At 70.5% G+C, this 26,363-nt stretch carries 31 protein-coding genes and 1 pseudogene; 14 read left to right on the plus strand and 18 right to left on the minus strand.

The features are described from left to right. The first annotated feature begins 94 nt into the window (after positions 1 to 94). Together ACFU5K_RS10725 and ACFU5K_RS10730 are read left to right on the plus strand one after the other, a co-directional pair. Positions 95 to 331 carry a hypothetical protein gene (locus tag ACFU5K_RS10725; RefSeq protein WP_384059151.1) on the plus strand — a complete coding sequence of 79 codons (237 nt, stop codon included), beginning with the start codon at positions 95 to 97 and terminating at the stop codon, positions 329 to 331. Then, entirely contained in the window at positions 328 to 570 is a 243-nt protein-coding gene (locus ACFU5K_RS10730) for a hypothetical protein (RefSeq protein WP_384058939.1), read from the plus strand. Before ACFU5K_RS10725 ends, ACFU5K_RS10730 begins: the two co-directional genes overlap by 4 nt. A gap of 122 nt (positions 571 to 692) precedes the next feature. On the opposite strand, the gene ACFU5K_RS10735 is transcribed toward ACFU5K_RS10730, so the two are convergent. The 3 genes from ACFU5K_RS10735 to mshA form a co-directional block, all read right to left on the minus strand. Next, on the minus strand, positions 693 to 1,472 hold the full coding sequence (locus ACFU5K_RS10735) for a hypothetical protein (RefSeq protein WP_384058941.1): 780 nt from the start codon (positions 1,470 to 1,472) through the stop codon (positions 693 to 695). Between the two features lie 229 nt (positions 1,473 to 1,701). Next, positions 1,702 to 2,208: a YbjN domain-containing protein gene (locus tag ACFU5K_RS10740; protein ID WP_384058943.1), complete on the minus strand. Its 507-nt coding sequence runs from the start codon at positions 2,206 to 2,208 to the stop codon at positions 1,702 to 1,704. Between the two features lie 95 nt (positions 2,209 to 2,303). Beyond that, a complete protein-coding gene (gene mshA / locus ACFU5K_RS10745) occupies positions 2,304 to 3,653 on the minus strand; it encodes a D-inositol-3-phosphate glycosyltransferase (RefSeq protein WP_384058944.1) in 1,350 nt (449 codons plus the stop codon). Between the two features lie 181 nt (positions 3,654 to 3,834). Between mshA and ACFU5K_RS10750 the strand changes: the two genes are divergently transcribed. The 3 genes from ACFU5K_RS10750 (at position 3,835) to ACFU5K_RS10760 (ending at position 7,597) form a co-directional block, all read left to right on the plus strand. Next, positions 3,835 to 4,620, plus strand: a complete 786-nt coding sequence (locus tag ACFU5K_RS10750) for a class I SAM-dependent methyltransferase (protein WP_384058946.1) — start codon at positions 3,835 to 3,837, stop codon at positions 4,618 to 4,620. Between the two features lie 271 nt (positions 4,621 to 4,891). Beyond that, positions 4,892 to 5,959 carry an NlpC/P60 family protein gene (locus ACFU5K_RS10755; RefSeq protein WP_384058948.1) on the plus strand — a complete coding sequence of 356 codons (1,068 nt, stop codon included), beginning with the start codon at positions 4,892 to 4,894 and terminating at the stop codon, positions 5,957 to 5,959. 300 nt (positions 5,960 to 6,259) lie between these two features. Continuing rightward, the gene (locus ACFU5K_RS10760; protein WP_384058950.1) at positions 6,260 to 7,597 is read left to right on the plus strand and encodes a PP2C family protein-serine/threonine phosphatase; all 1,338 of its coding nucleotides are present in this window, start codon (positions 6,260 to 6,262) and stop codon (positions 7,595 to 7,597) included. Here ACFU5K_RS10760 and ACFU5K_RS10765 read toward each other — a convergent pair. The 4 genes from ACFU5K_RS10765 to ACFU5K_RS10780 all read right to left on the minus strand — a co-directional run bounded on the left by ACFU5K_RS10765 (position 7,579) and on the right by ACFU5K_RS10780 (position 10,442). Continuing rightward, complete coding sequence (locus tag ACFU5K_RS10765; protein WP_384058952.1) at positions 7,579 to 7,911, minus strand: DUF2516 family protein; 333 nt, start codon at positions 7,909 to 7,911, stop codon at positions 7,579 to 7,581. The two genes, ACFU5K_RS10760 and ACFU5K_RS10765, sit on opposite strands and share 19 nt — an antisense overlap. 114 nt (positions 7,912 to 8,025) lie before the next feature. Next, positions 8,026 to 8,706, minus strand: a complete 681-nt coding sequence (locus ACFU5K_RS10770) for a hypothetical protein (RefSeq protein WP_384058954.1) — start codon at positions 8,704 to 8,706, stop codon at positions 8,026 to 8,028. A 27-nt stretch (positions 8,707 to 8,733) separates the two neighbouring features. After that, positions 8,734 to 9,237, minus strand: coding sequence for a helix-turn-helix domain-containing protein (locus ACFU5K_RS10775; protein ID WP_384058956.1), 504 nt, complete (start codon positions 9,235 to 9,237; stop codon positions 8,734 to 8,736). A 356-nt stretch (positions 9,238 to 9,593) separates the two neighbouring features. After that, a complete protein-coding gene (locus ACFU5K_RS10780) occupies positions 9,594 to 10,442 on the minus strand; it encodes a putative RNA methyltransferase (protein ID WP_384058958.1) in 849 nt (282 codons plus the stop codon). Positions 10,443 to 10,949: 507 nt separating this feature from the next. Here ACFU5K_RS10780 and ACFU5K_RS10785 point away from each other — a divergent pair. Further along, complete coding sequence (locus tag ACFU5K_RS10785; RefSeq protein WP_384058960.1) at positions 10,950 to 12,029, plus strand: protein phosphatase 2C domain-containing protein; 1,080 nt, start codon at positions 10,950 to 10,952, stop codon at positions 12,027 to 12,029. 530 nt (positions 12,030 to 12,559) lie between these two features. Here the strand turns inward: ACFU5K_RS10785 and ACFU5K_RS10790 are convergent. Both ACFU5K_RS10790 and ACFU5K_RS10795 read right to left on the minus strand, forming a co-directional pair. After that, positions 12,560 to 12,919, minus strand: coding sequence for a nuclear transport factor 2 family protein (locus ACFU5K_RS10790; protein ID WP_384058961.1), 360 nt, complete (start codon positions 12,917 to 12,919; stop codon positions 12,560 to 12,562). A gap of 25 nt (positions 12,920 to 12,944) precedes the next feature. Next, positions 12,945 to 13,730 carry an SDR family oxidoreductase gene (locus ACFU5K_RS10795; protein WP_384058963.1) on the minus strand — a complete coding sequence of 262 codons (786 nt, stop codon included), beginning with the start codon at positions 13,728 to 13,730 and terminating at the stop codon, positions 12,945 to 12,947. Positions 13,731 to 13,829: 99 nt separating this feature from the next. On the opposite strand from ACFU5K_RS10795, the gene ACFU5K_RS10800 reads away from it, so the two are divergent. Then, positions 13,830 to 14,345 carry a winged helix-turn-helix transcriptional regulator gene (locus ACFU5K_RS10800; protein ID WP_384058965.1) on the plus strand — a complete coding sequence of 172 codons (516 nt, stop codon included), beginning with the start codon at positions 13,830 to 13,832 and terminating at the stop codon, positions 14,343 to 14,345. A 443-nt stretch (positions 14,346 to 14,788) separates the two neighbouring features. After that, on the plus strand, positions 14,789 to 15,382 hold the full coding sequence (locus tag ACFU5K_RS10805; protein ID WP_384058967.1) for a DinB family protein: 594 nt from the start codon (positions 14,789 to 14,791) through the stop codon (positions 15,380 to 15,382). A gap of 316 nt (positions 15,383 to 15,698) precedes the next feature. Here ACFU5K_RS10805 and ACFU5K_RS10810 read toward each other — a convergent pair whose 3' ends face one another. From ACFU5K_RS10810 to ACFU5K_RS10820, 3 genes are read right to left on the minus strand one after another with little or no spacing between them, the layout of a single operon-like run. Further along, positions 15,699 to 16,025: a DUF1048 domain-containing protein gene (locus tag ACFU5K_RS10810; RefSeq protein ID WP_384058969.1), complete on the minus strand. Its 327-nt coding sequence runs from the start codon at positions 16,023 to 16,025 to the stop codon at positions 15,699 to 15,701. 1 nt (position 16,026) lies between these two features. After that, the gene (locus tag ACFU5K_RS10815) at positions 16,027 to 16,383 is read right to left on the minus strand and encodes a DUF1048 domain-containing protein (protein WP_384058971.1); all 357 of its coding nucleotides are present in this window, start codon (positions 16,381 to 16,383) and stop codon (positions 16,027 to 16,029) included. Beyond that, complete coding sequence (locus ACFU5K_RS10820; RefSeq protein WP_384058974.1) at positions 16,380 to 16,706, minus strand: PadR family transcriptional regulator; 327 nt, start codon at positions 16,704 to 16,706, stop codon at positions 16,380 to 16,382. Before ACFU5K_RS10820 ends, ACFU5K_RS10815 begins: the two co-directional genes overlap by 4 nt. Positions 16,707 to 17,530: 824 nt before the next feature. Here ACFU5K_RS10820 and ACFU5K_RS10825 point away from each other — a divergent pair. From ACFU5K_RS10825 to ACFU5K_RS10845, 5 genes and pseudogenes are all read left to right on the plus strand, one after another. Further along, positions 17,531 to 18,166 carry an HAD family hydrolase gene (locus ACFU5K_RS10825; RefSeq protein ID WP_384058977.1) on the plus strand — a complete coding sequence of 212 codons (636 nt, stop codon included), beginning with the start codon at positions 17,531 to 17,533 and terminating at the stop codon, positions 18,164 to 18,166. A 39-nt stretch (positions 18,167 to 18,205) separates the two neighbouring features. After that, positions 18,206 to 18,427, plus strand: a pseudogene (locus ACFU5K_RS10830) (ABC transporter permease); the annotation flags it as partial. 279 nt (positions 18,428 to 18,706) lie between these two features. Beyond that, positions 18,707 to 19,306, plus strand: a complete 600-nt coding sequence (locus tag ACFU5K_RS10835; protein WP_384058979.1) for a molybdopterin-dependent oxidoreductase — start codon at positions 18,707 to 18,709, stop codon at positions 19,304 to 19,306. A gap of 3 nt (positions 19,307 to 19,309) precedes the next feature. Then, positions 19,310 to 20,014, plus strand: coding sequence for an FAD-binding oxidoreductase (locus tag ACFU5K_RS10840; protein WP_384058981.1), 705 nt, complete (start codon positions 19,310 to 19,312; stop codon positions 20,012 to 20,014). 59 nt (positions 20,015 to 20,073) lie between these two features. Next, positions 20,074 to 20,349 carry a DUF6510 family protein gene (locus ACFU5K_RS10845; protein ID WP_384058983.1) on the plus strand — a complete coding sequence of 92 codons (276 nt, stop codon included), beginning with the start codon at positions 20,074 to 20,076 and terminating at the stop codon, positions 20,347 to 20,349. A 22-nt stretch (positions 20,350 to 20,371) separates the two neighbouring features. Here the strand turns inward: ACFU5K_RS10845 and ACFU5K_RS10850 are convergent, their stop codons facing one another. The 3 genes from ACFU5K_RS10850 to ACFU5K_RS10860 form a co-directional block, all read right to left on the minus strand. Next, positions 20,372 to 21,625, minus strand: coding sequence for a GNAT family N-acetyltransferase (locus ACFU5K_RS10850; protein WP_384058985.1), 1,254 nt, complete (start codon positions 21,623 to 21,625; stop codon positions 20,372 to 20,374). A 90-nt stretch (positions 21,626 to 21,715) separates the two neighbouring features. After that, positions 21,716 to 22,693 (minus strand): asparaginase, encoded by a 978-nt coding sequence (locus ACFU5K_RS10855; RefSeq protein WP_384058988.1) that lies wholly within the window; start codon positions 22,691 to 22,693, stop codon positions 21,716 to 21,718. Between the two features lie 53 nt (positions 22,694 to 22,746). Beyond that, positions 22,747 to 23,415, minus strand: a complete 669-nt coding sequence (locus ACFU5K_RS10860) for an ABC transporter substrate-binding protein (RefSeq protein WP_384058991.1) — start codon at positions 23,413 to 23,415, stop codon at positions 22,747 to 22,749. Between the two features lie 115 nt (positions 23,416 to 23,530). Here ACFU5K_RS10860 and dtd point away from each other — a divergent pair, with 115 nt between their 5' ends. Continuing rightward, positions 23,531 to 23,980 (plus strand): D-aminoacyl-tRNA deacylase, encoded by a 450-nt coding sequence (gene dtd / locus ACFU5K_RS10865; RefSeq protein WP_384058994.1) that lies wholly within the window; start codon positions 23,531 to 23,533, stop codon positions 23,978 to 23,980. 39 nt (positions 23,981 to 24,019) lie between these two features. Here the strand turns inward: dtd and ACFU5K_RS10870 are convergent, their stop codons facing one another. The 3 genes from ACFU5K_RS10870 to ACFU5K_RS10880 all read right to left on the minus strand — a co-directional run bounded on the left by ACFU5K_RS10870 (position 24,020) and on the right by ACFU5K_RS10880 (position 26,115). Next, positions 24,020 to 24,985: a YgfZ/GcvT domain-containing protein gene (locus tag ACFU5K_RS10870; RefSeq protein ID WP_384058997.1), complete on the minus strand. Its 966-nt coding sequence runs from the start codon at positions 24,983 to 24,985 to the stop codon at positions 24,020 to 24,022. Between the two features lie 30 nt (positions 24,986 to 25,015). After that, positions 25,016 to 25,477, minus strand: a complete 462-nt coding sequence (locus ACFU5K_RS10875; RefSeq protein ID WP_384058999.1) for a Fur family transcriptional regulator — start codon at positions 25,475 to 25,477, stop codon at positions 25,016 to 25,018. A gap of 65 nt (positions 25,478 to 25,542) precedes the next feature. Then, on the minus strand, positions 25,543 to 26,115 hold the full coding sequence (locus ACFU5K_RS10880) for an FABP family protein (RefSeq protein ID WP_384059002.1): 573 nt from the start codon (positions 26,113 to 26,115) through the stop codon (positions 25,543 to 25,545). Positions 26,116 to 26,363 lie beyond the last annotated feature (248 nt).

Here is a 26,363-nt window from a genome sequence, read left to right on the forward strand (position 1 = left end):
AGAACACCGACATGCCGCAAACCCAACAACACCCCGGATTACGCAAGTTGACCGCTGACGGCCCGCGAGCACGCCACTACCTGCGGATTCGGGTCTGAGGACCTTCGTCGGCGGGACCGAGGTCGAGGTACCCAACAGCATCCCGGCGATCCGTGCCGCGCTCCCCGAGGAGAGACGCGCGGAGTTCGACCGCGCGATCAACGACGCGGGGGTGCACGAGATCCAGGCGGTGATGCGTCACTGGATGCTCGAGTCCGTGCCCGATCCCGAGGCCGAGCAGATTCTGGACCGGCTGGCCCAGGACGAGGCCGAGAGGCGGAACGTCGCTTGAGTTTCCGCATCTCATACGCCCCGCCCGCCGACGACACGCTGGCCAAGATGCGCGACGGCGACTCGTTCCGCGGCGAGATGGCGCGCACCGTCGGCCTCGATCCCTATGGACACGCCTCCAGCGCCGTCAAGCTCGAACGTGACCGGCGCGAGGCGACGGTGGGCGGGGCCATCGTCCTCTACTACGTCTCCGGAACCGTGCTGACGGTCACCGTTGTCAGGCTCGTTCCCCTGCCGTAGGCCCGTCCGCTAGGCCGGCCGCTCTCCCGGCGACGCGCCCAGCCTCGGGGACTGCGCAAGGGCGGGAGCCGTCCTGCCCGCCCCCGCCCCTGCCCGCCCCCGCCCCGCCTCACAGCTCAGGATCAGCCGAGCTTCCCGGCCTGCGCGTCGATGACCGCGGTCGGCTGGTCGAAGTCGGCCTTCTCGCCCGTCGCACCGAGGTTGAAGGAGAAGAACGTGGCCACCGTGCCGCCCTTGCGGAGGCTCACGAGCTTGAAGGGGACCGCCTCCTCGCCCTTCCCCATCTGCACCTTCCAGGCGACGGCCTCGTCGCCACCGGTCACCTTCTCCTCGGTCAGCGAGGTGATCGTCTGCTTCGTGTCCTTCATCGACAGGGTGAACCCGCCCGTCGCGCACGCGGCGGCGGACTCGCGGAGCTCGGCCAGGTTCTTCTCGGCGCCGTCACCGTCGTACGAGGCGAGCGTGACCAGGGACGACGTCATGTCGAGGGCGCCATCCATGGCGTCCTTCAGGTCCCCGGGCGCGGACTTCTTCTTCTTGGGCTCCTCGACGACCTTGCGCCCGGCGTTGCCCACCGGGGCGCCTCGCTTCACGCCGTAGAACGCGAACCCGATCGGCTCGCACTCCTTCTTGTCCACGGTGACGGCCTCGGGCGCCGCGATGTCCTCCGGACCCGTCTTGGAGATCTTGTGCCCGGCGACATCACCCTGTTCCAGCGACGCCTTCTCCAGTTCGGCCGTCGTGAGGGCCTTGACCGCGGGCTTCCCCGCGTCGTCCTTGGCGCCCGGCGCGGCGCTCTCGCCCTTGTCGCCGGAGTCCGCGCCACCGCAGGCGGTGGCGAGCAGAGCGAGGCACGCGGCGGAGGCGGCGAGGGCGGTTCGGCGTACGACGGTGGCGCGCATGATTTGTTCAACTCTCGACACGGAGGAGCAACGTCCCTTCCCCAGAAGGCATTTAGGTCCTGCTCGGGAGGGTCGTCGCGGTACGGAACACTCTACGATCGGGCACCTGCCCGGTGATCGTTCCGCGAGGCCACGGGACATGATCGTGATTCTGCTGTGATCACCCTGTGAAGGCACCGTGGGGCGGTCGCTGCCGCACAGGAGCCCGAGGCACCGGAGCGCGGGCCCGTCAGGAAGGGCGCTGCGTGAGGTGTGTGAAGGCGTCCAGGTTGCGGGTGGACTCACCCCGCTCCACCCGCCAGGCGTACTCCTTGCGGATCGCGCTCGCGAAGCCCAGTTCGAGCAGCGGGTTGAAGGCACCGTCTGCCGCTTCGAGGACCGCTCCGAGCAGCCGGTCGAGCTCCTCGGCCGTGACGACGGACAGCGGGAGCCGGCCGACCAGGTAGATGTCGCCGAGCTGGTCGATCGCGTAACTCACTCCGAAGAGACGGAGGTTGTGTTCCAGGAGCCAGCGGTGCACGGCCGCGTCGTTCTCGTCCGGGTGGCGGATGACGAACGCGTTGAGGGAGAGGGAGTGCTGCCCGACGCGCAGGGAACAGGTCGTGGACAGCTTCCGCGTGCCGGGGAGCTTTACGACGTAGTCGCCGGGCCTCGGGCTCTCCCATTCGAGCTCCGCGTCGTTCAGCGTCGCCTCGATGACCTGCGCCGCTGCTGTCCCGCCGGATACGTCAGCCATGGTCCGAGCCTACGACAGGGCTCGCCCTGAGCCCGGGCCGCGGTGCGACAGCCGGCCGGTTCGACGGAGGCGAGGACGTGGGCGTGGGCGGCGGCTCAGTTGTTGTGCGAGCGGGCGCGTCGCCGGTGTTGCATCGCGGCTGTGTAGACGTCGGCTGTCGCCGACGCCGCCGCGTCCCAGCCGAACGACTGGGCGTGTGCGGCGGCCGCGGTGCCCATCCGTCCGGCCAGCTCGGGGCTTCCGGCGAACCGGCCCAGCACCTGGGCGTACGACTCCGGGTCGTGGCCCGGGATCAGGAAGCCGCTGGTCCCGTCCTGGACCGCCACCGGCAGGCCGCCCACGGCCGCGGCGATCACCGGCGTGCCGGCGGCCTGGGCCTCTATGGCGACGAGCCCGAAGGACTCGCTGTAGGAGGGCATGACCAGGACGGACGCCGCCCTGAACCAGTCGGCGAGCTGGTCCTGGCAGACCGGCGGGTGGAAGCGGACGACGTCCGCGATGCCCAGCCGCGCGGCCAGCTTCTGCAGCCCCTCGGGCTTGGCGAGACCGCTGCCGCTGGGGCCTCCGACCACGGGGACGATGATGCGCGAGCGCAGCGAGGGCTCGCGGTCCAGGAGCACGGCCACCGCGCGCAGCAGCACGTCCGGGGCCTTCAACGGCTGGATGCGCCCGGCGAAGAGCGGGATCAGGGCGTCCTGGGGCAGCCCCAGCCGGGCACGAGCGGCGGCGCGGCCGTCGGCTGGGCAGAAGCGGTCCAGGTTCACCCCGGGGTGAACGACCGCGACCGAGGACGGATCCGCGTCGTAGAAGCGGATGAGTTCGTCCGCCTCCCCGGCCGTGTTGGCGATGAGGCGGTCGGAGGCGTGGACGATCTGGGTCTCGCCGATGACACGTGCGGCGGGCTCGGGGGTGTCTCCCTCGGCGAGCGCGGCGTTCTTGACCTTCGCCATGGTGTGCATGGCGTGGACGAGGGGGACCCCCCAGCGCTGGGCGGCGAGCCAGCCGACCTGGCCGGAGAGCCAGTAGTGCGAGTGGACGAGGTCGTAGTAGCCGGGGCGCTGGCCGGCCCAGGCCTGCATCACGCCGTGCGTGAAGGCGCAGAGCTGGGCGGGCAGCTCCTCCTTGGCGAGGCCTTCGTACGGCCCGGCGTCGATGTGGCGCACCAGGACCCCGGGGGCCATCTCGACCGTCGGGGCCAGCCCGCCGGTGGTGGCCCGGGTGAAGATCTCGACCTCGATGCCGATCGCGGCGAGACGCCTGGCCAGCTCCACGATGTAGACGTTCATACCGCCCGCGTCGCCCGTACCGGGCTGGTGCAGGGGCGAGGTGTGGACGGAGAGCATCGCGACGCGGCGCGGCTTGCGGTGGCCGCCCGCGAAGCCGCCCGGAAAGCGGATCCGGGGTGCCGCACGGCCGCTGCCGAGCCGGGAGACGTACTGGCTCACGGTCCGCTCCTCCTCGCTCGGGGCATGACACGTACGGGGCACACGACCCCGTCGGGGACCAGAACAGCGCAACCGGTCCTTTCATTTCCGCTTTGCCAAATCATTACGATCCGGTCGGCGCGCCGCGGCTCCCGCCCTCGTGGCACAGCTGCCCGTCGGTGCTTCGCATACGCTCCCTCCCATGCACCAGCGCCCTGTCGGCACCGCGACCCGCGGGACCACCAACCCCAATCGGCTCCGCCGCATGGACCGCTGGATCGCCGCCACCCACGGCCCGGCCCTTCGCCGCAGCGACGCTCCGGTCGCCGTCGACCTCGGCTACGGGGCCGCCCCCTGGACCGCGGTCGAACTGCTGGAGCGACTGCGTACCGCCGAGCCGCGCACCAGTGTCACCGGCGTCGAGATCGACCCGGAGCGGGTCGCCGCGGCACGGCCCTACGAGCGCGAGGGCCTGACCTTCGTCCACGGCGGTTTCGAGATCCCCCTGGCCGGGCGCCCCTCCCTCATCCGGGCGGCCAACGTGCTCCGCCAGTACGACGAGGGCGAGGTAGCCGCCGTCTGGCAGCGGCTGTGCGCCCGGCTGGCCCCGGACGGCCTGCTGGTCGAAGGCACCTGCGACGAGATCGGCCGCCGCCACGTGTGGGTCGCGCTCGGCCCCGAGGGGCCGCGCACGGTCACCTTCGCGACCCGCCTCGGTTCCCTGGACCGCCCATCCGACCTCGCCGAGCGCCTCCCCAAGGCCCTGATCCACCGCAATGTCCCGGGAGAGCCGGTCCACGCCTTCCTGCGCGACCTCGACCGGGCATGGGCCACCGCCTCCCCGTACGCCTCGCTCGGCGCGCGGCAGCGCTGGATCGCGACCGCCCGCGCGATCTCCGCCGACTGGCCCCTGACGGACGGGGTACGCCGATGGCGACAGGGCGAGATCACGGTGCGCTGGTCCGCACTGCGGCCCGGCCCGCCCTGAACCGCGCCGGTCCGCACTGCGGCCCGTCCGGGGCAGATGATCCGGCGCGGACGGTGATCAGCGGTCGGCAGTCGGCAGTCGGCGGAACTCGGCCGGATCCGGGAACCCCGGTGGATCACCGTTCGTCACCTGTTTGACGGGCCGGGCGGCGCGGACCTCTGTTGCTTTACAGGGCAACATGGCACGATCGCGTCGTCACTCAAACGTTACTGACGGTTAGTCACATGTGCGCGATATGGCATTCGTTGCCATTCGCCCGGAGGGGGAGCTTGTGAACCGACGCCACTGTGCCACTGCCGCGATCACTCTGGTCTGCGCACTGGCCCTGCTGACCGCGCCGGTCCAGGCCATGGCCGCCCCCGTACCCGAGCCGACGCCGACCGCCACGGCGCCGACCGCCGGGGGCAAGACCCTCGAAGAGGTGCGGCAGGAGATCGACACCCTCTACCGCAAGGCCGGGGCGGCCACGGACGCGTACAACCTCGCCGAGGAGCAGGCCGAGAAGCAGTCCGGCGAGATCGTCGAGCTGACCAAGGCGATCACCGACGGCCGGACGAAGATCGCCGAACTGAAGGACAGGGCGGGCGCGCAGGCCCGTGAGCAGTACCGCAGTGGCGGACTCCCCCCGGGCGCGCAGCTCGTGCTGAGCGGCGACCCGCACCTCTTCCTGGACGGCATCAACCAGGCCAGACAGGGCCAGCAGGCCACCAAGGGAATCCTCACCGAACTGGAGCAGGCACAGGAGGACTTGGAGACGTACACCCAGGACGCGAACCTCAACTGGGAGAAGCTCGAAGCCGGCCGCGTCAAGCAGGCCAAGGCCAAGAAGAGCATCAACGCGCAGATAGAGGCGGCGAAGAAGATCGAGTCGCGGCTCGCCAAGGAGGAGCAGGCCAGGCTCCTCCAGCTGGAGAAGGACGCCGCGTCGACGGCCCAGGCGGCCTGGCTCTCCTCCGGCGCGCTCGACGACATCAACCGCGAGGCGAGCGCGAGCGGCAAGGCGGCGCTCGCCTTCGCCACCGCTCAGATCGGCAAGCCCTACGTATGGGGAGCCGAGGGCCCGGGATCGTACGACTGCTCGGGGCTGACCTCACAGGCCTGGGCGGCGGCCAAGCGGCCGATCCCCCGGACGTCCCAGGAGCAGTGGCGCCAACTGCCCCGCGTCCCCATCCAGCAGATGCGCCCCGGCGACCTGATCATCTACCACAGCGACGCCAGTCACGTCGGGATGTACGTCGGCGACGGCTCGATCGTGCACGCCCCTCGGCCCGGCAGGAACGTTACGCTCGCAGGTGCCGGTTCGATGCAGATCCTCGGTGTGGTCCGCCCCGACAAGTAGACGCCGGACCCGGCGGGCCGCCGGTGCCGCGGGCCGCGTGACACACACCGCATCGCGGCCCGACGGCGGTGCGCGGATCATGTGTGCGACGCGTGATGTTTGTCATGACCCCATGTCCGTTTCCTGCGCGCCCATCACGCCGGATCCGTGGCAGGACGCGGCTTATGGCCGCGCATATGACACCGGAAGATCGCCCGGCGCCATTCCGTTCAGCGGCCGCGGGCCGCTATCGTCCCCGTCGGCGGGTCGTCGATCGTCGTCCCGCCGCGCCCTCGGGGGGAGGGAAGGAAACCCGAACCGATGCCCGTACCCGTACCGCAGCAACGCGCAGTTCCCGCTGCGGAGACCACTCACGGCGCCGACCTCACACTGCTGGTGATCGAGGACGACCCTGCGGGCACCTTCACCGTCCCCGAACTGTCGTCGACCACCGGGGCTCGGGTCCGCGTCCGGACCGCCCGCAACCTCACCGAGGCCGAACGGCTGCTCACCGACGACGTCGACTGCATCCTGCTCGACCTGGAGCTCGAATCGGCGAACCCGCCCGTCGGCGCACGCGACGGCGGGAGCACGGAGCCCGACGGGCTGGCGACCCTCAAGCACGTCCTGCGCGTCGCGCCGCGCCATGCCGTCCTCGCGCTCACCGCGGAGGACGACGCGGAGCGGGCCGCCGAAGCCGTACGCGTCGGCGCCCAGGACTACCTCTTCCGCGACGAGCTCGACGGCCGCCTCCTCAGCCGCGCCATCCGGTACGCCGTCGAGCGCAAGCGGGCGGACATCGCGCAGCACCAGCTGACCGAGTCCCGCCTGCGGGCCCAGGAGAACGCCAGGCTGGAGCGCGGGCTGCTGCCCACCCCACTTCTCGACGGCTCCGACCTCTCCTTCGCCGCCCGCTACCGTCCGGGCCGCAGCCGCGCCCTGCTCGGCGGCGACTTCTACGACACGGTGCGCACACCCGACGGCACGGTCCACGCGATGATCGGCGACGTCTGCGGACACGGGCCGGACGAGGCGGCGCTCGGCGTCGAACTGCGCATCGCATGGCGTGCGCTGACCCTCGCCGGGCTCTGCGGCGACGCCCTGCTGTCCACGATGCAGCAGGTGCTGGAGCACGAGCGGCAGAGCGAGGAGATCTTCGCGACGCTCTGCACCGTCGACATCGCCTCCGACGGCCGCCGAGCCGGGCTGTGCATCGCTGGCCACCCCGCCCCGCTGATCGCCCGCCAGGGCCGGGCGGCGCATCTGCTCCCCTACGAGGACGGCGGCCCCGCGCTCGGGCTGCTGCCGCACGCCCGCTGGCCTCGCCGGCAGGTGGACCTCGGCGGCTCCTGGAGCCTCATGATGTACACCGACGGGCTGATCGAGGGCCGCGTCGGGCTCGACAGGACACAGCGGCTCGGCCAGGACGGCATGGTCGCGATGGTCAACGGGCGGCTGGCCCAGGGCCTCGGCGGAGAGGCGCTCCTGGAGGCCGCCGTCACACAGGTGCAGGAGCTGAACGGCGGCGAGCTGACCGACGACGTGGCGGTCCTGCTCCTGGAACGCGACGAGGCCCTGATACGCCGGAGGGGCAGGAGCGCCATGCGCTCCCGCCCCGGTAGGACTTCGCCCGCAGGCGCTCAGCGCCCGCCGTTGTAGGGGCCGTACGGCCCGTCGCTGCTCGAACCGCCGCGACGGCCGCCGCCCGACACCGCCTTGATCGCCGGCCGCACGTCCACCATGAAGACGATGGACGCGACCACACCCGCGATCTGCAGGAAGAGGATCGGGATGACAAGGTTCACGAAGACCGTGACCCCGAGGATGATCAGCCAGAAGGACTTCTTCTGCTTGTCCGCGGCGCGGTACGCGTCCTCGCGCGCCGTCACCGCGAAGACCAGCGCGACCACGGCCAGGACGAGCATGGCCAGGTACAGCAGCTGGAGGATCGAGCCGAATGCTTCGAGCAACACGGTGAGCACCGCCTAATCAATGGATGAGCCCTCGCGGCCAAGGTACCGGGACAACGACCCGGGCACCCTCAAAGGTGCCCGGCCCGTTCTTCCGATAGCCCGGAACCGCTTCGGCTACTTCGCGGACGGCGGGGTGGCCTTCTTCGCCACGGGCTTGCGCACGGCGGCGGACTTCTTCGCCTGCGCGGCGGGCGTGGCCTTCGACTCGGCGGCCTTCGGCGCGGGCTTCCTGGCGGCGGGGGACACCGGCTTCGCGGGAGACACCGGCTTCACCGGGGGCGCGGACTTCGCGGGCGTCGCCTTCACGGCGGTCTCGGACTTCTGCTTCGGCACCGCCCTCGGCTCGGCCTCCACGACGGCGGCGATCTCGACGATCTCGTCGGCTGTCTCGCCGCGCCAGGTGCGCACGGTCAGCTCACCGCGCTCGGCGACCTTCTCGTACGTCTCACGGGCACGGACCGCGTACTCGGCGGCCACACCCACGCTCCGCAGCGCGAGGTCCTGAGCGCTCTCGCCCCACTTCTTCAGGTCGGTGTCCAGCGACCCGAAGACCTCGCTCACCTTGGCCTGGACGGTGGCCTGAGCCTCCTTGGCCTGCGTGGTGACCCGCTCCTGGACTGCCTTGGGGTCGGTGTTGCGCACCGCCTCGATCCGCTCGGGCGCCTCGGCCCGCAGTTGGTCGAGCAGAGCCGGGACCCTGCGCGCCTGCTCCACGGCGAGATCGGCCGTGCCGGCGGCGAAGTAGAGGGGGGTCGGGTCCATGAGGGTCTTGCGCAGGTCATCGGTGATGGCCATGACTGTGGTCCTCCCGGATCATCGAAGTCAGTTCAGGGGTGGGTCTGCATCACTGCCGCCGGCCGTGCGGGGGCCGCGGTCGTCCGTACCGGTGTCGTTCGCGTCGCCGGCACCGCTCTCCGCGTCGATTCTGCTCTCCGCGGCGGCGGCACCGTGGATCCCGGCGTCGGTGTCGGGCGCGACATCGAATCCGTTCTCACGGCGGAAGGAGTCGTAGATCTGCAGAAGAACGTTCTTCTGCCGCTCGTTGATCGACGGATCGGCCAATATGACCGCCCGCGTCTCCAGTTCCTCCCGCTCCCGCTCGTCGAGGATCCCGGCCCGCACGTACAGCGTCTCGGCCGAGATCCGCAGGGCCTTGGCGACCTGCTGCAGCACCTCGGCACTCGGCTTGCGCAGACCTCGCTCGATCTGGCTGAGATACGGATTGGACACTCCGGCGGCGTCGGCGAGCTGCCGCAGGGAGAGCTGCGCGGTACGCCGCTGCTCACGCAGGTACTCGCCGAGATTGCCGACGTTGAGTGATGCCATGACTCGATACTGCCGACCCTTGCTAACTTTTGCAAGCGGCTGCTTGCAAAAGTGTTCCACCTCATGACGCCGGTCGATCCGGTCCGACAGCGCCGATGTCCGTTCCCGGTCCATCTGCGATTTCCCACCGGGTCTGCAGTGTGAAGTGAACGGGTCCCGGCTGATCTGCGCAGCAACCAGCCCACCAGAGCCACCTGCCCGCGAGGGCAGTGCCCACCGCTCCGGCTGTCGGATGGCCTGAGAGATCAGGACGGCCAGCGGATGGACGCCCCAGCTTGCCCGAGTGGCCAGGAAGGTGAGGCGCCAGGCGCGCCCATTGGTTCGCCGGTTCAGCAGGCGTATCCGCCCGCCCGTGGTTACCGAGGCTGGTAGGAGGTGGCCAGCACGGAGACGGTCACCCGACTGGGCAGGCAGCCGTGGCCGCTCAGGTCCGCGGGGGTCAAGTGGCGTGCGCTCGGTGTCATCCCCACCAGGTCGATGGCTTCTTGCCTGGTCAGGGGCGTGGTGTATTCGACGTGCTGGGTACCGGCGGCCTGGAAGTAGGGGTCCAGCGCCTGTTGCAGGCGTTGTTCCTTGTCCGGGTCGATGGTGACCATCACGGGAGTCTGGCCCCGTAGCTCGGCCAGGTGCCGCTCGGTGGGGCGCACCACGATCAACCGGCCGGTCGGACGGAGCACTCGGTGGAACTCGGACGGGTTGCGCGGGGCGAACACGTCCAGCACGACATCGACCCCCTGGTCGACCAGAGGGAAGGGGCGGAAGACGTCCCAGCTCGCCGCAGCAGCCCGCGGATGAGCTCGGGCTGCCGTACGCAGGGCGCGTGCTGACGTGTCCAGCCCCAGGCCGCGGGTGCCGGGCAGTTGATCGAGTACGCCGCCCAGGTAGTAGCCGGTGCCGCATCCGACGTCTACGACCGTGCCTTGACCAGGCAGGGCGTCGGCTGTCATACGAGTCAGGGTCTGGTGGACAGGGGCGTACCTGCCGGTGGGCAGGAACCGGTTTCGGGCCTGAACCATGGCTGCGTCGTCACCGCTGGTGGCGCGGATGCCCGTCAGCAGGCTGACGTAGCCCTGACGGGCGATGTCGAAGGCGTGGCCCTCCGGGCAGCGCAGTGAGCCACGGTCGGGTCGGAGACAGGCGCGGCACACCGGGCAGCGCAGCAAGTCGAGAAATCGTTCGAGGGCAGGGGGAAGCAACGCAGGCACGAGGCACTCCAGGCGACGGTGAAGGGAAGGGACCGTGCCTGCACGCGCTCTCAAAAGCCGCCGTCTCAGGAAGAACGAGGCCCGGCATCTCGCCGCCTCGGTGTGGGCGGCACAAGGGAGATGGATCGCGTAAACAGGCACGCCAAGGAGGGCGACGCCCTACGGCATCGCCCTCAACGCCTCGTGATTACAGAGCCTGGATGTGCTGGGTCCACATGCCAACACCTTACGAGCCTTACCAAAAGCCCGTCTCCTCGCCTCAGCAGTCAAATCCCTGCTCGTCTGCTGGAGGTGTTCGCCGAGGCGGCGGGCTGCTGCCAGGGAAGCACCCACACCCACGTTGAGCCAGCCCGCCGGCCCGGAGTCCTCAGCTGATCAGGCAGTCTCTGAACCAACGAGTGGGAGACCGTCGGACGGGCTGATGAGGACGCTTGGTTGACCTTCACCTTGGGGGAGCCCACAGCATCAGGGGGCCAGGCGACGTGCCTGGCATGAGGAGGAACGAGCATGGGGTTGCTGACCATCGGGACGTTCGCGAAGGCGTCCCGCCTGTCGCCGAAGGCGCTGCGTCTCTATGACGAGCTCGGACTGCTGACCCCCGCTCGCGTCGACCCGGTGAGCGGCTATCGCCTCTACGCACCGGAACAACTGGATCAGGCCCGGCTGGTCGCCTGGCTCCGGCGCCTGGGGATGCCCCTGGCCCGCATCCAGCACGTCAACACGCTGGAATCAGCTGCGGCGACCCAGGAGATCCGCGCGTTTTGGGCCGAGGTCGAGGCCGACACCGCCGCGCGGCGGGACCTCGCTTCCTTCCTCATCAACCATCTGTCCTGGAAGGACCCCGCCATGTCTGCCACCACCAAGCCCCTGGGCATCCGTTACGCCGCCCTTTCCGACACAGGACTTGTCCGCGAGAGCAACCAGGACACCGCCTACGCCGGGTCCCGCCTGCTCGCCGTCGCCGACGGTTACGGCAGCGCAGGAGCCCCAGCGAGCGCGGCCGCCGTCGAGGCGCTCAAGCGCCTCGAAACGGACAGCATCCCGGCGGGCAATCTCCTCAACGTCCTCGAAGACGCCATCGAGCAAGCCAAACAGGCCGTCAACGGTGTCGCTGGATCCAGCTCATCACCCGAAGAAGCCGGCACCACGCTCACCGCGATGCTCTGGACCGGCTCACAGCTGGCCCTCGTCCACATCGGCGACTCCCGCGTCTACCTCGTGCGCGACGGAGAGCTGTTCCAGATCACCCACGATCACACCATGGTGCAATCGATGGTCGACGAAGGACGTCTCACCCCGGAGGAAGCCGTCTCCCACCCCCAGCGGGCGCTGCTGATACGAGCCCTGGGCCAGGGAGTCGATGGCACCCCCGACATGCGGCTTCACGACGCTCAGCCGGGAGACCGATATCTGCTCTGCTCCGACGGCCTGTCGACCGTCGTGCAGACCGAAGAAATCCGGCGGGTGCTCTCCGAGATCAGTGAGCCCGAGCAGGCGGTCCGCGAACTCATCGCACTCGCCAATGGCTCCGGCGGCCCCGACAACGTCAGCTGCGTGGTCGCCGACGTTGTGGAGCTCCAGCAGTAGGAGCGAGCGGTATGCACTTCGAGTTGCACCGGATCCGCTCTCAGGAACTCATTCGTGAAGCCGATGAGTACCGACTCGCCCAACAGGCCAGGAGGGTCGAGTCGACACCCCGACCCATGGCAGCCGACACCTCGCAACCGACTGTACGGCGCCTGCCCGCCCGGCTCCGCGGGTGAACGACCGCGCTTGCCTACGGTTGAGCGGGACACCAACCGTCAGCCTGTCCTGCACAACCGTAGGCTCCGCAGATCAGAGCATCACCCTGCCCAGAGTTATCCGGGACAGGACATCATCGGCTCCGCGAACCCCAACTGCTGCGCCGGCCGCGTCCCGCGCAAGGGTCTCCGCCACGTCCCTGACCGGCCGGTGACCGTCGCCCAGACATCCTCGAAACCGCTGCGCTGCTTGTCCTGGGCTGGCGCCTTGGTCGAGTTCGAGCATCGTGTGCTGGCGGAGAGCAATATCCGATCCTGCCGTGGTCTCGACGCGGCGGCCTTCTCGCACAGGCGGCAACGGGTTGCGTGGGGCACTCAGGGTTCGATGACGAGGCGTTCGATGAGGCCGTCGCGGAGGGTGAACTGGTAGCGCAGATCGATGGTGCCGCCGGGGAAGTTGCCCTCGAGGTGGTGGGTGGCGATGTAGCGGGTGGCGTCGGTCTGCTGGGCGTGGGTGAGGTGGATGGTGTAGGTGAATTCGGTGGCCGATCGGTTGAGCCACGCCTCGATCGCCTCGGCGCCCGCGTAGGTGTTGCCGTCGTCGATCACCGTGGCTTGTTCGGTGAACGCCGTGATCGCGGTGGCGTTGTCGTGGGCGCGGTGCGCTTTCAGGTAGCGGGTGATGGCCTCGGGCAGGGTGTCCGGGGCACTGGTGCGGGGCTGGTTGTCGTACATGACCCTCCTTGGGGTGGTGGCGGGTTCAGACGGTAGGGGTGGTGCCGCCATCGATGACGTGTTCGGCGCCGACGATGGCGGAGGCGCGGTCGGAAACCAGGAAGGCGACCAACTCGGCGACCTCCTCAGGCCGGTTGGGACGGCCCAGCGGGATGCCGCCCAGCGAGTCCATGAGCCGGCCCAGGGCCGCTTCTTGGGTGATCTCCGCATCGTGGGCGATCCGGGTGACGAGGTTGTCGGCGGCCGAGGTCTGCACGAAGCCGGGCGAGACGGTGTTGACGCGGACGCCGCGCGGGGCGACCTCGTTGGCCAGGCCCTTGCTGTAGGTGGTCAGGGCAGCCTTGGCGGCGGCATAGGCCAGGGTGCCGTTCCACAGCGGCATGCGGCGCTGGATCGACGTGACGTGTACGACGGCCCCCTTGCCCTTGGTGATCATGTGCGGCAGGAGTGCTCGGTCCAGGCGGACGGCGGCAAGCAGGTTGGTGTTCAGCTCCCTGGCCCAGTCGTCCTCGCCGAGCGCCGCGAACCCTCCGGCCGGCGCTTCGGAGCCGCCGAGGGTGTTGACCAGGATGTCGACGCCCCCCACGCGGGCGTCCACCTCGGCGGCGACGTGGGCTGTGCCCTGGGCGGTGGACAGGTCGGCGGTGATGAACGTCTTCTCCTCGACGTCGTCGGGGCGGCTGCGGGCGGTCACCAGTACGGTTGCGCCGGCCTGGGCGAGACGTCGGGCGATGGCGGCTCCGGTGCCCTTGGTGCCGCCGGTGACCAGAGCGCGTCGGCCTTCGAGGGATTCGCTGAGTGGTGTGGTCATGGTGTGCTCCGTTCCCGGGTGCGGGCGCGGAGGGCACCACTCCCGTCGTTACTGCTAAAATGGAAGCTACTAACTTCGACTTTAGCAGCAACTGAGGGGATGGTCGCCGTGGCAAGCCGGATCAGACTGGAGGACCGGGAGTGCCCGCTGTCCACGACGGTGGAACACGTCGGCGAGTGGTGGACGCTGCTGATCCTCCATGACGCCTTCGACGGTTACACCCGCTTCGACCAGTTCCAGGAGAGCTTGGGCATCTCCTCCAGCATGCTCACCACCCGACTGAAGACCCTCGTCGCGGACGGGCTGCTGGAGCGCCGGCCCTACCAGACCAACCCCGTACGCCACGAGTACGTCCTCACCGAACTCGGGCGCTCCCTGCGACCGGTGATCGTTGCCCTGGCCGCGTGGGGCAACTCCCGCCTCACACCGGCCGAACGCAGCATGATCCTCATCGACGCCCACAACGGCGAGGAAGTCGAACCCGTCGTCGTCGACGCCAAGACCGGCCGCCGACTCGACGACAGCGACAACTACGTCTTCACCGCAGGTCCCGCAGCCAGTGACGCCATGCGTCACCGATACGCGGCACGACCAGCCACCCCGGCGGAGGCGTAAGACTGGGCCCGGACAAGCACCGAACGGCCTTGAAAAGCTGCGGCGGCGGGAGTTTCATCAGCCGCCTCAAGGCCCTCGACCACGACGTCACCCTTGCACTCGTCAGCTGAGCGGCAGTCCTGAACCTCTGGCCAACGAACGCATCAGCATGCCCGTGACCTGGGGAGTTTTCCGTTCAGCTTCTGGGTGAACCACTCCTGGATCCTGGCGGTAGTGGGTCAAATCGCTCCGGAGAGACCGCCTGCGTCGGCGACGACTCTGAGGTCATTGTCCAGGTTTGCCCCGGTGTAGCGGCAGGCGAAGGCGGGACCGGTCCGGCCGACCCGACGGCAGCGGTCAGCTCCCTCGCACGGGAGCGGCCCGGATACCCGTCGGCGACAGCGGTACGGCGGCCCACCGAAAAGCCCGCGCCCGGAGTTCGCACGGGCGGCAGACTGGACGCCATGACCTCACCGGATGCCAAGGCCGACCTGCACTTCTATCTGCAGTCGGCCCGCGACGCGCTGCTGTGGAAGCTCGAAGGCCTCTCCGAGTACGACGTCCGCCGCCCGCTGACCCCGACCGGGACGAATCTTCTGGGCCTGGTGAAACACGCGGCGAGCATCGAACTGGGTTATCTCGGCGACACCTTCGGACGCCCGTCCGGTGAAGCGCTGCCCTGGGCCGAGCCGGGCGCCGACCCCAACGCGGACATGTGGGCCACCCCCGAGGAGTCGCGGGAACGGATCGTGGCCCTCTACCACCGGGCGTGGGCGCACGCCGACGCGACGATCGAGGCGCTCGCGCTGGACACGGTCGGCAGGGTGCCGTGGTGGCCCGAACACCGCGCCGAGGTGACGGTGCATCACGCCGTGGTCCGCGTGATCGCGGATACGCACCGGCACGCCGGCCAGGCCGACATCGTCCGCGAACTCCTGGACGGAGCCGTCGGGATGAGCGAGGGCAACGACAGCATGCCGCCGGGCGACCCCGCGTACTGGGAGAAGCACCGGGACCGCCTGGAGCGCGCCGCTCTGGAGGCCGGTGGGAAGGCGTAGCGGACGGGACGGGCACCCGCTCGATCGACTGCGCAGCGTGGGTGGAAGCTGCTTCGGTACTCGGATTGAGTGACTCCCGTGACTGCACATCAGCCATGTCGTCTTGGGGGAAGCGTGTCGAGCGGCCCGCCGCCGGATACCTGCTCGCCGAGGGCATGGGCAGGACTGGGTCAGGTCTCACCACCCGGCTCGATCGCCTCGGTGGACAGGGTCTGCGGCGGCTTTTGGCGCCCGGTCGGTCCGCGCCTGTTCGCACTGCGCCGAGGCGAACCGACCGCGCGTGCGGGCTGCGCCCACGGGCAGGAGACGGCGGGTGCTACTTCTCCGCCGCGCCGGATTCCCTGCTGATGGACTCCTGGTAGACGGCAGCATAGGTGCGTGAGTCCTTGACCAGGTCGTCGCAGAACGCGGCGACGTCCGTGCCGATCAGCTCCAGGACCCCCTTGCCCGCAGCGACGCCCTCTTCGAAGAAGTCGACGATCCCGGGGAGCAGAGGCCCGTCGGACAGGTCGACCGGTCCGACCTTGAACAGGTACTTCTGCATCTCCTTGTAGACGATCTGATAGTCCGGCGGGAGCGCCTTGACCCGAGCCGTGTGCGCCCGCCACTGCTTCTTGCCCTCGATGATGTCCTGGATGCCCACGTCAGCCTCCCAGCCGGTTCAGTTTCCTCGCGACGTTCCTGTTCAGCTGCTCGCGCCATCGGTCTCGGTAGGTTCGTGCCCCTTCTCCACCGGCCAGCGCCGCACAGAAGCCCCGGATGTCGTCGCCGAGCACCTCGTGGACGCCCTGCCCGTCCGCCGCCGTTTCTTCGAGCAGCCCCAGTGCGGCATCGAGGATCGGCATCAAGTTGCGGCTGGTGAAGTCCCCATGGGGAAGGAGGTGGGCGTTGATCTCTCCCCACGCCGCCCGGTGGTCGTCCGGCAGGGCCTGGGCCCGGGCTTCGAACGCCTTCCATTCCCTGGTGAGATCGCTGCCGGTGATGGTCTCCCAGAAGTTCATCTCCCGCCCTCCTTGAGCCTGTCGATGCGTGATGAGACGTACTGCCATTTCGTCCAGAACTTCGCCAGTTCCTCGCGTCCGGCGGCGTTGAGCGCGTAGAACTTGCGCGGCGGACCCACTCCGGATGGCCGTTTCGTCACCTGGACGAGTTTGTTCCTCTCCAGCCGCAGCAAGATGGTGTACACCGTCCCCTCGATGACGTCGGTGAAGCCGAGCTCGTTCAGCTGACGGGTGATGGCGTAGCCGTAGGTTTCCTCGCTGCCGATGATTTCGAGCACGCACCCTTCGAGCGTGCCCTTCAACATCTCCGTCAGGTCGTCCATCGCGAGTCCTCCTCGGCCCTAGCGGTACTGCGTAGCACCGAGTACCACTATACGGTATCACCGAGTAGTGGGGGGCTGCCAGCGACCGGCTCACGTGGACGAACTCTGCGATTCGCGAAGCGAAGGAAGAGATTCAACGCGCCCCTACCCCCACACGCTGAACGTACGGCGACCACGGCGATCTGCTGCGGGAGATCCACGCGTGAGCGGACGGACGGAACCCGCACGCCCGACGGGACCGGCCCTCACCGACGCGCCACCGTTCCCGTAGCGTCGGCGGTATGAGTGACCTCCTGCCGCTCCTGATCCTCGCGGGCGCGCTCGTCGCCGTGACGGGCTTCTTCGCGTAGCTGGCCTCCCATGTCCGGCGGCGCGGTACCACCGGGGCAGCCGTCACCGCCGCCATGGCCGCCTACGACGAGGCCTTCCGGGTCACCGCGCACGACGCCCACCACGAGATCCGGGCGCAGGCCGAGCGCAGGGTTCCGCTGCTCTCGCCCGACCGCCCCTGGGAGAGCGGCAGTCGCGGCGCGGACCCGAGGCGGGAGCGCCCGCGACGCGTCCGGTCGGGTCTGCGCCGCCGCCTCGGACGCCCTGGCGCGGGCGGCGCCCCGGAACCTCGTAGGGCCCGCTCCGTCCCGCTTCGAGCACCTGGCCCGGGCGGATGGCCCCGGCCCGCCGAACCGGTCGAACAGGCGCCGCACGCGCCCCTACCCTGACCCCATGAACGCCACCACCGGGAACCCGAGCGGGCCCGCCCCCCCCGGTCCCTCACCGACCGGGAGGCATCCGCGATCCTGCCCGAGCAGCAGTTGGGCCGGGGAATGACGACGGTGAAGCGACTCCGGCCGCCCTACGACGCCGTCCTCTGCGACCTCGACAACGTGATCCGCTTCTACGACCTGGCCCATGTGGCCGCACTGGAGCGGGCTGCGGGCCTGCCCGAGGGGACCACGGAGGACATCGCGTACGCCCCGGCCGTCGATCTCCCGTTCCTCCTGGGCCGGATATCCGAGGACGAGTGGATCGAGGCCGTCGCGCTCGGACTCGCCGGCCCGATCGGCTCCGAGAAGGCGCGGGAGCTGGGCCGCGCGCTCGCCGAAGCCCCTTTCCGGGCGGACGAGGCCGTGGTCGCCCTGCTCCGCCGGGTGCGGTCCCGCGTGCCGCTGGTCCTGGTCACCAACGCGACGGCGCGGCTCCACGACGACCTGGCCGCGATGGGCCTCACGGACCTCGCCGACCACGTCGTCAGCAGCGCGGTGGAGGGGGTCGCGAAACCGGACCCGGCCATCTACCGGATCGCCGCGTCGCGGGCCGGTGCGGACCCTGCCCGGTGTCTCTTCGTGGACGACCGCCGGGAGAACGTCGACGCCGCCGAGGCCCTCGGCATGACCGGAGTGCTCTTCCGCGAACCGGCCGACCTGCACGAGCCGTTCGGGCTCATCGAGGCACAGGGCTGAGGCCGTCCGCCAGCTGGGCGAAGGCGGAGCCGGCTGCGGCCACCTCCCAGCAGCGCGTTCGTCCCGGTCGACAGCATGCCGGGCTGGCTCCGCGGGTTCGCCGACCACCAGCCGGTCACCCCGGCCATCGAGACCCTGCGCGGGCTGCTGCTGGGCCAGCCGGTGGGCACCGCCCCCTGGACCGCGCTCACGTGGGCGGCGGGAATCCGGGCCGTGGCGGTGGCCCTGTCCGGTGTGCTGTTCAGGACGCGGACGCGGTGACATCCGCCTGCCGACCGCGATCCGGCGGCCTGTCGTCGGCACGCGTTCCGACACGACGGCTGGCGAACCGCTGCCCTGCCGCGTGACGATCAGCTCCTCCTTGCGCAGGAGGGAGAGAGCCGGAACCGTGGCGTCACGTACGCATGGAGTGAGTGCGGCAGCTGCTCGGCACACCGCCGAGATGCGGGTACCCCGCAGGCGCGGAAGATGGAAGCAGGCGACGACCGGACGTCCCGAGGTCCGGGACGCACGGGGCTCCGAAGCGAGGGTGAGCACATCGTGGACAACTTCTCTCCGGGCTTTCACGGGCGCACGAACCGCTTCGAGGGGCGCCTGCCACCCGGCCAGTACCCCACCGAGTCCTTCCCGGTCCTCTCCGCAGGCCCGACCCCCAGGGTGCTCACGGAGACCTGGGACTTCGGCATCACCACGGAGAGCGGACAGCGCCACTCCTGGGACTGGGACCAGATGATGGCGCTGCCCCAGGAGGACCTGACCGTCGACATCCACTGCGTGACGCGGTGGTCGAAGTTCGACACCTCCTGGCGCGGGGTCTCCCTGGACGCATTCCTCGAGGACGTGGAGACCTCGGCGGACTTCGCGCTGGTGCACAGCGAGGGCGGGTACACCACCAACCTGCCGCTGGAGGACCTGACAGACGGCAAGGCCTGGCTCGTGCACACCTTCGACGGGTACGACCTGTCCCCCGAACACGGCGGTCCCGTAAGGCTGCTGGTGCCCCAGCACTACCTGTGGAAGTCCGCGAAGTGGGTCAAGGGCATCTCCCTGACCCCGCAGGACGAACCCGGCTTCTGGGAGTCGGTCGGTTACCACGACTACGGCGACCCCTGGCGCGAGCAGCGCACCTGGAGCGACTGAGCCATGGGCCCCTGGAGGAACGCCCGGCTCGTCGCGCGCCGGGAGCTGTCCGCGACGGGACGGTCACTGCACTTCGACGTGCCCCACTGGCCCGGCCACCTGGCCGGGCAGCACGTGGACGTCCGCCTGAGCGCGGACGACGGCTACCAGGCGGTACGCAGCTACTCGCTGGCCGCACCGAGCAAGGGCACCCGTATCGAGCTGGGCGTGCAGGCCGCGGCGGGCGGCGAGGTGTCCCCCTACCTCGCCGGGGAGCTGCCCGTGGACGCCGAGGTCGAGGTCAAGGGGCCGCTCGGCGGCTGGTTCGTCTGGCGCCCCGAGCAGGAGGATCCCGTCCTGCTGGTCGCGGGCGGCTGCGGTATCGCCCCTCTGATGGCGATGGTCCGCGACCACCGGGACCACTCCACGGCCCCCATGCACCTGGTCTACTCGGTCCGCGACCCGGCCCAGGTCTGGTACCGCGAGGAACTCGCCGCCACCCGGGACCTCGGCACCACCGTCCACCTCGTCCACAGCCGGCAGGCACCACCTGGCTCGTCCCGTCCGCCGGGCCGCATGGAGGCCCACGACCTGCCGCCACGGGCAGCGGCCGGTGCCGAGACCCTGTGCTTCGTGTGCGGGCCTACCGGCTTCGTGGAACACGCCGCCGGGCTGCTCATCGACGCCGGCCACACGCCCGGACGCATCCGCACCGAGCGCTTCGGGTGAAGACCGTCCGGCGCCGCACCCGCCCGCTCCCCGCGACACCACCCGATCCGGAGGCACGCATGAACACCCCGTTCCCCTCGTACCGCGACGGCAACGCCCTGGCGGGGCCGCTGTCCGAGATCTTCACGACGGACCCGACCACCGCCTGGCGGCGCTGTCCCGACTGCGGGCTGACGGGCTCACTCGCCCAGCTGCGTGTCTACGGCCCGGAGCCGGGCCTGACCGGCCGCTGTCCGGGGTGCGCCGCCGTGGCCCTGCGTCTCGTCGAGCAGCCCGGCCACCTCTGGCTCCAGATGGGCAGCGGCGGCGGCGCGTTCCGCTTCCCGCGCCTCTGAAGGACGCTGCCGGGCCGGCCGGTCAGAACACGTCCGGGCACCAGGCCCGCCGCGGTGCCCGGAACAACGCGTCCGCCGAGAGCGCGGCACCGGCCCGGTGCTCGTCCAGCCGCCCGAGCGCGGCCAGCCGCACCGCCGACTCGTCGCCGAGGTAGAGCGTCCCCACCTCCGACACGTCCAGAGTGAGTTCGGCCTCCCGCGTCGTGGGGGTGCAGGAGGCACCGGACGGCGAGCCCTCCAGCAGGAAACGGCCGCCGGCAAGGCCCGCGGTATCGCGCACCTCCAGGACCAGGGCGCCCTCGCAGCCGTACGTACGCGCCTCCAGCGCGCGCGGAACGTCCAGGACCCGCAGCCACAGGAAGTCGGCCAGCGTCACGAGGCGGGCGGCGCGGGGGTCGGGCAGGAACAGTGGCAGCAGGTCGTCGGGGGCGCGGTGGCCCGAGCGCACCGTGGTGATCCAGTCGATGGAGCAAACGAACTCCCAGAGGGCCCACTCCGCCGCCGGGGTCACGGCGATCATGCCGGCCACCGTCGCCTTGTTCAGCGGTTGCTTCCCGTCGCCCCAGCGGTCGTCGGCACGGTAGGCCATCAGCCCGTCCGTCTCCCCGCCCGCGGACCGGTACACCGCGCAGAACGGCTCCGTCCACGTCTCGAACGCGGGGACGTCCACGCCGGTGTTCCGCTGCCACCAGCGCTCGTCCCGGGACACCACACCGTGCTGCCTGGCCGCGAGGCGCCCGTGGAGCTCGGGGCCCAGCTTGCGCACGTCCGCGCCGCCGACCAGCTCGATCCGGCCGCCGTCCGCGTCGGACGGGACCCGCCTTCGCGGGTCGAACCCGGCCCGGGGCACGTCGATCTCCCATTCGGCGGCCCATGCGGCGGGCCCGAATCCGTACCGCCCGTAGATCGGGTACTCGGCGGCGATCAGCGAGGCGACCACGTCGCCGCGCTCCTTCGCCGCCGCGAGGTCCGCCGCCATCATCCGGCTGAGCAGCCCGCGCCGCCGGTGTGTCGGGGTCACCGTGACGGCCGTGATCGCGTCGGCCGGCACCGTCGCGCCGCCGACGACGGTCAGCTCCTGGGCGAACGAGCGGAAGGTGGCCACACAACGCCCCGCGTCGAACACACCCTGGGTACGGGCGAGATCGGTGTGGGCCAGGCGCACCGCGACCTCCTCCTCCCCCGGCACGGACGGCGCCCGCAGGAACCCGGTCCCCACGGCGCGTAGCCAGTCGGGGTATTCGGCGGCGGTCACGGTACGCGGATCGAGGCTCATGCCCGCCACGCTAGGCAGAAGCCGCTCGCCGTGTCGCCCGCATTTTCGCGGGCCCCGCGCGCAGGGACCGGAGCGAGGGCGCCGAGCCGCTCAGAACGCCGCGCGGATCTCCCCCACCTCGACCGCACCGCCCATGAGCGGGGCGCTCCCGATGCGGGACACCACGGGTGCGTCGACGCCGAGGAGGCCCAGCGCGCGGGCCAGCACGGGACCCAGGGCGCGCGTGGAACCGTCGTCGATCTTGAAGGCCAGTGCCCGGCCGTCCGGCAGCGCCACCGCCTGCACCGCCTCCGCGCCCATCTTGGAGAGCGTGCCCGGCACCTCCCGCATCAGCCAGGTGTCCGGACGCCGCGTGCCCGCGACGTACTCCGGGTGCGCCCGCATCGCGTCCGCGACCCTGCGCTCCGCCGAACCCGGCTCCGCCAGCACGAACGTGCGGAAGGCGCGGGCCAGCCCCACCAGGCCGATCGCCATCAGCGGGGCTCCGCAGCCATCCGTGCCGAGCGCCGCCACGGGCTCGCCCGCCGACTCCGCGACGACCTCACCGACCAGGCGCTGCAGCGGGTGGGACGGGTCGAGGTAGGTGGCGGTGTCCCAGCCGTTGCGTACGCAGACCGCCAGCATCGCGGCGTGCTTGCCGGAGCAGTTCATGGTGATCGGCTCCCGCACTCCGCCCGCGGCCAGGTACGTCTCCGCCTGGACGGGGTCCAGCGGAAGGTCGGGCGGGGTCTGCAGGTCGTCCGGCTTCAGCCCGTGCTCGGCGAGCATCGTGCGCACCAGGTCGAGGTGGAAGTCCTCCCCCGAGTGGCTCGCCGCGGCCAGTGCCAGCCGCTCGCCCGAGAGGTCCAGCCCGGCGCGCAGGATCGCGGCGGCCTGCATGGGCTTGTTCGACGAGCGCGGGAAGACCGGTGCCGCCGGAGCGCCGAGTGCGAGCTCCACGCTGCCGTCCGCGGCCAGGACGACCAGCGATCCCCGGTGGTGTCCCTCGGTGAACCCGGAGCGCACGACCTCGGCGAGGACCGGGTGCGCGGGGGACGAGGACGGTGACGGGGCTATGGAGGAGGTCATGGGGCGGGTGGCCTTCCGGGAGGCGGGCGTGACCCGCCCCCGGAAGGGTCGCTTCAGGCGAGCAGGTCCTCTACTTGTGCTTCTCCGTCACGGTACCTGCGGGCGATCTCCGCGCTGCAATCGTCGACGGTCCGCTGGAGCCGGTGACGCCGCCTGGAGACCTGCCGCTCGTAGCGCACGAGCCGTCCCATGGCGGTGAGCAGCTCTTCGTCCGTACGGGCGTCGAGATCGGACAGCCCGACCTCCGCGAGCGTGTCCGCCGCCAACTGCCGGTACTCGTCGCTGCGCGGCGTGGTCAGGGTGACGTGCCGGGCCGAGGAGCGGTGGACTGACGGGGTGTCGGCGAGGATCTCCGACAGCCTGTCCACGACGGGCGACTCGGGGCCCGCCCGGCGCGCCACCTCGGCCCGCAGGATGTCGATCCTGCCCTGGACCAGACGGCGTACGTAACTGAGGTCCGCCTCGTCGCGCTGGGCGTCACGGCGCAGCGTGCGCAGTTCCGGCAGCCGCACCCCGCCGAACTCGGCCTGCGGGCGTACGGAGGCGAGGCCTTGCCCCGCCGTCTGCCCCGGTACGGACACGGCCCCGGGCAGCTGCACGGGAGGCGTCACGGGCGACAGGCCGGTCGAAGCACCGTTCCGCTGGACCGGTGGCCGGAGGCTGCCGGCCGTGCACGTCACTGGTACGGCACCGGGTGATGGCCCGGTTCCATGTGTGGTCATGATGTTCCGTCCCCTCGACCGGTGCGTCGGCACACCGACATCGTGCATGGTGCCACTACGCACGGTGTTCACGCAGGTGCTCTGTACCCGTTCAGCCCAAGATAGGTTGGTCTGTATGCGTGCAGTGATACAGAGAGTGGACGGCGCGAGCGTCGCCGTGGCGGGCACCGCGGACGATCCGCCGGGGTCCGGGACGGTCGGCGAGATCGTCGGCGAGGGCCTGTGTGTGCTGGTGGGGGTCACTCACGGGGACACGGCGCAGAAGGCGGCACAGCTCGCCCGCAAGCTGTGGACCCTGCGGATTCTTGAGGGCGAGAAGTCCTGCTCGGACGTGAATGCACCGCTTTTGGTCATTTCGCAGTTCACTCTCTACGGGGACGCCAGGAAGGGCCGCAGACCCACGTGGAACGCGGCCGCACCCGGCGAGGTCGCCGAACCGCTGGTCGACGAGGTGGTGGCGCAGCTGCGCGCGCTCGGCGCCCAGGTGCAGACGGGCCGGTTCGGGGCGGACATGCGCGTCTCGCTCACGAACCACGGCCCGTTCACCGTACTGATCGACGTGTAGCGGACGGGCGGTCGGCCTGGACGGCCGCGCGTAGGGCTTCTACGGCTCGACGACCGTCTCCTGTGCCGCCGCGGTGTCACCCGCGAGCAGTTCCGCGTCCACGGCCACGTTCCGCTTCACCAGCGCCAGGGCGATCGGGCCCAGCTCGTGGTGGCGTGCGGACGTTGTGATGAAACCGAGCTGGCGGCCCTCCTGGCCGTCGGCGGCGAGCCGGACCGGCGTCCCGTGCCCCGGCAGGTGGACCTCGCTGCCGTCCAGGTGCAGGAAGACGAGGCGGCGCGGGGGCTTCCCCAGGTTGTGGACGCGGGCGACCGTCTCCTGGCCCCGGTAGCAGCCCTTCTGGAGGTGCACCGCGGTGCCGATCCAGCCCAGCTCGTGCGGGATGGTCCGGTGGTCGGTCTCGAAGCCCAGACGCGGCCGGTGCGCCTCGATGCGCAGCGCCTCGTACGCCAGGATGCCCACGGCCGGTCCGTTGGCCTTGGCGAACGCCTCCAGGTCGGGCCGGGGCAGGAACAGGTCGCGGCCGTGGGCGGTCTCGCGCACCGCGACGCCGTCCGGGGCCTCGGCGATGGAACCGGCCGGCAGGTGGACGACGGCGACGTCCTCGGTGCGGTCCGCGACGTCGACCCGGTAGAAGAACTTCATCGAGTCGAGATACGCGATCAGGTCGCCCTGGGTCTCCGGCTCGACGTGGATCCACACCGTCGTGCCGTCGTCGACCAGGTACAGGGCGTGCTCGATGTGCCCGTTCGCGGAGAGGATCAGCGACTCGGTGGCCTGGTGGGGCGCGAGGTCGCTGACGTGCTGGGTGAGCAGCAGATGCAGCCAGGCCAGCCGGTCATCGCCGGTGACGGTGACGACACCGCGGTGCGAGAGGTCGACGAGGCCGCTGCCGTCGGCGAGTGCGCGTTGCTCACGGAACAGGTCGCCGTAGTGCGCGGCGACGCCTTCGTCGCGCCCCTCGGCGGGGACTGCGCCGGGCAGGGACAGCAGGGGGCTCTTCATGCGACCAGCGTACGACTCGTACGGCCCGGACTACCTCTCGCTGCCGGCGTCCTGCTGCGGCCCGCGCTGGTCCGCCTTCGCCGTGCAGTCGGCGCAGCGCCCGAAGATCGCGAAGTGCTTCATGTCGGTCTCGAAGCCGAACGTGCCCCGCAGCTTGGCGGTGAAGTCCTCGACGACGTCGACATCGGCCTCGATGACGTTCGTGCAGTCCCGGCAGACCAGGTGGATGTGGTGATGGCGGTCGGCCAGGTGGTACGTCGGGGCGCCGTGCCCGAGGTGGGCGTGGCTGACCAGACCGAGCTCCTCCAGGAGCTCCAGGGTCCGGTAGACGGTGGAGATGTTCACCCCGGCCGCCGTCCGGCGCACCTCGCCGAGGATGTCGTCAGGTGTCGCGTGCTCCAGCTTGTCGACCGCCTCCAGGACGAGCTGTCGCTGAGGCGTCAGCCGGTAGCCGCGCTGCCGAAGATCCGTCTTCCAGTCGGTGCTCACCACAGCCCCAGTGTAGGGCGGGGCGGGCACGGGCCCGGGGTTCCTTGCGGAACGGGGCCCGGGACCGGCTACTTGAAGAAGGCGATGCCGTCGTCCGGCAGGTCCCCGAGGCCCCTGGCCATCTCGGCGACCTCCTCCGGGGTGACGACCTTCTTCAGGTGCGCGGACATGTACGGCCGCATCTCCACGTCGGGGGTGGCCTTCTCGCCGACCCACATCAGGTCGCTGTTCACGTAGCCGTAGAGCCGCTTGCCGCCGCTGTACGGGCCGGAGGCCGCGGTGCGGGCCACCGCGTCGGTGATCACATCGATCTGCGGCTTCTGCTTCGCCAGCTCGCCGTACCAGACCTCGACGACGCCCTGGTCGCGGACCATGACGATCTCGACCTTGCGGTCCTTGTCGATGCGCCAGTAGCCGGACTCGGACTCCAGCGGCTTGACCTGGTTGCCCTCGGCGTCCAGCACCCAGGAGTGCGAGACGTACTCGAGGAAGTCACGGCCGTCGTGGCTGAAGGTGACCTCCTGGCCGAAGTTGCACTTCTCGGCACCGGGGAAGTCGGACACGCCCGCGCCCGCCCAGTTCCCGAGGAGGAAGGCCAGCGGCACGAGGTCCGGGTGGAGGTCGGACGGAATCTCGATCATGAGCTGCTCAGACGATCTGTGAGGGTGTACGGAAGGAGTTCGGCGAGGGTCAGCGCTGGCCCTGGTACAGCTTCTTCACGGTCACCGCCGCGAAGGCGAGCACGCCGACGCAGACCAGGACCAGCAGGGTGGAGAAGAAAACCTCAAGCACGGGAGCTCCTCGAGACGAACGACACGACGGCAGTACGCGTCCGGGCCCCCAGCCTAATGGGTGGGGGCCCGGCACGGCGGCCGGGGTTTCCCCGGGC

Origin of the sequence: Streptomyces sp. NPDC057428 (assembly GCF_042803195.1) — a bacterium.
In the GTDB taxonomy this organism is placed as follows: Bacteria; Actinomycetota; Actinomycetes; order Streptomycetales; family Streptomycetaceae; genus Streptomyces.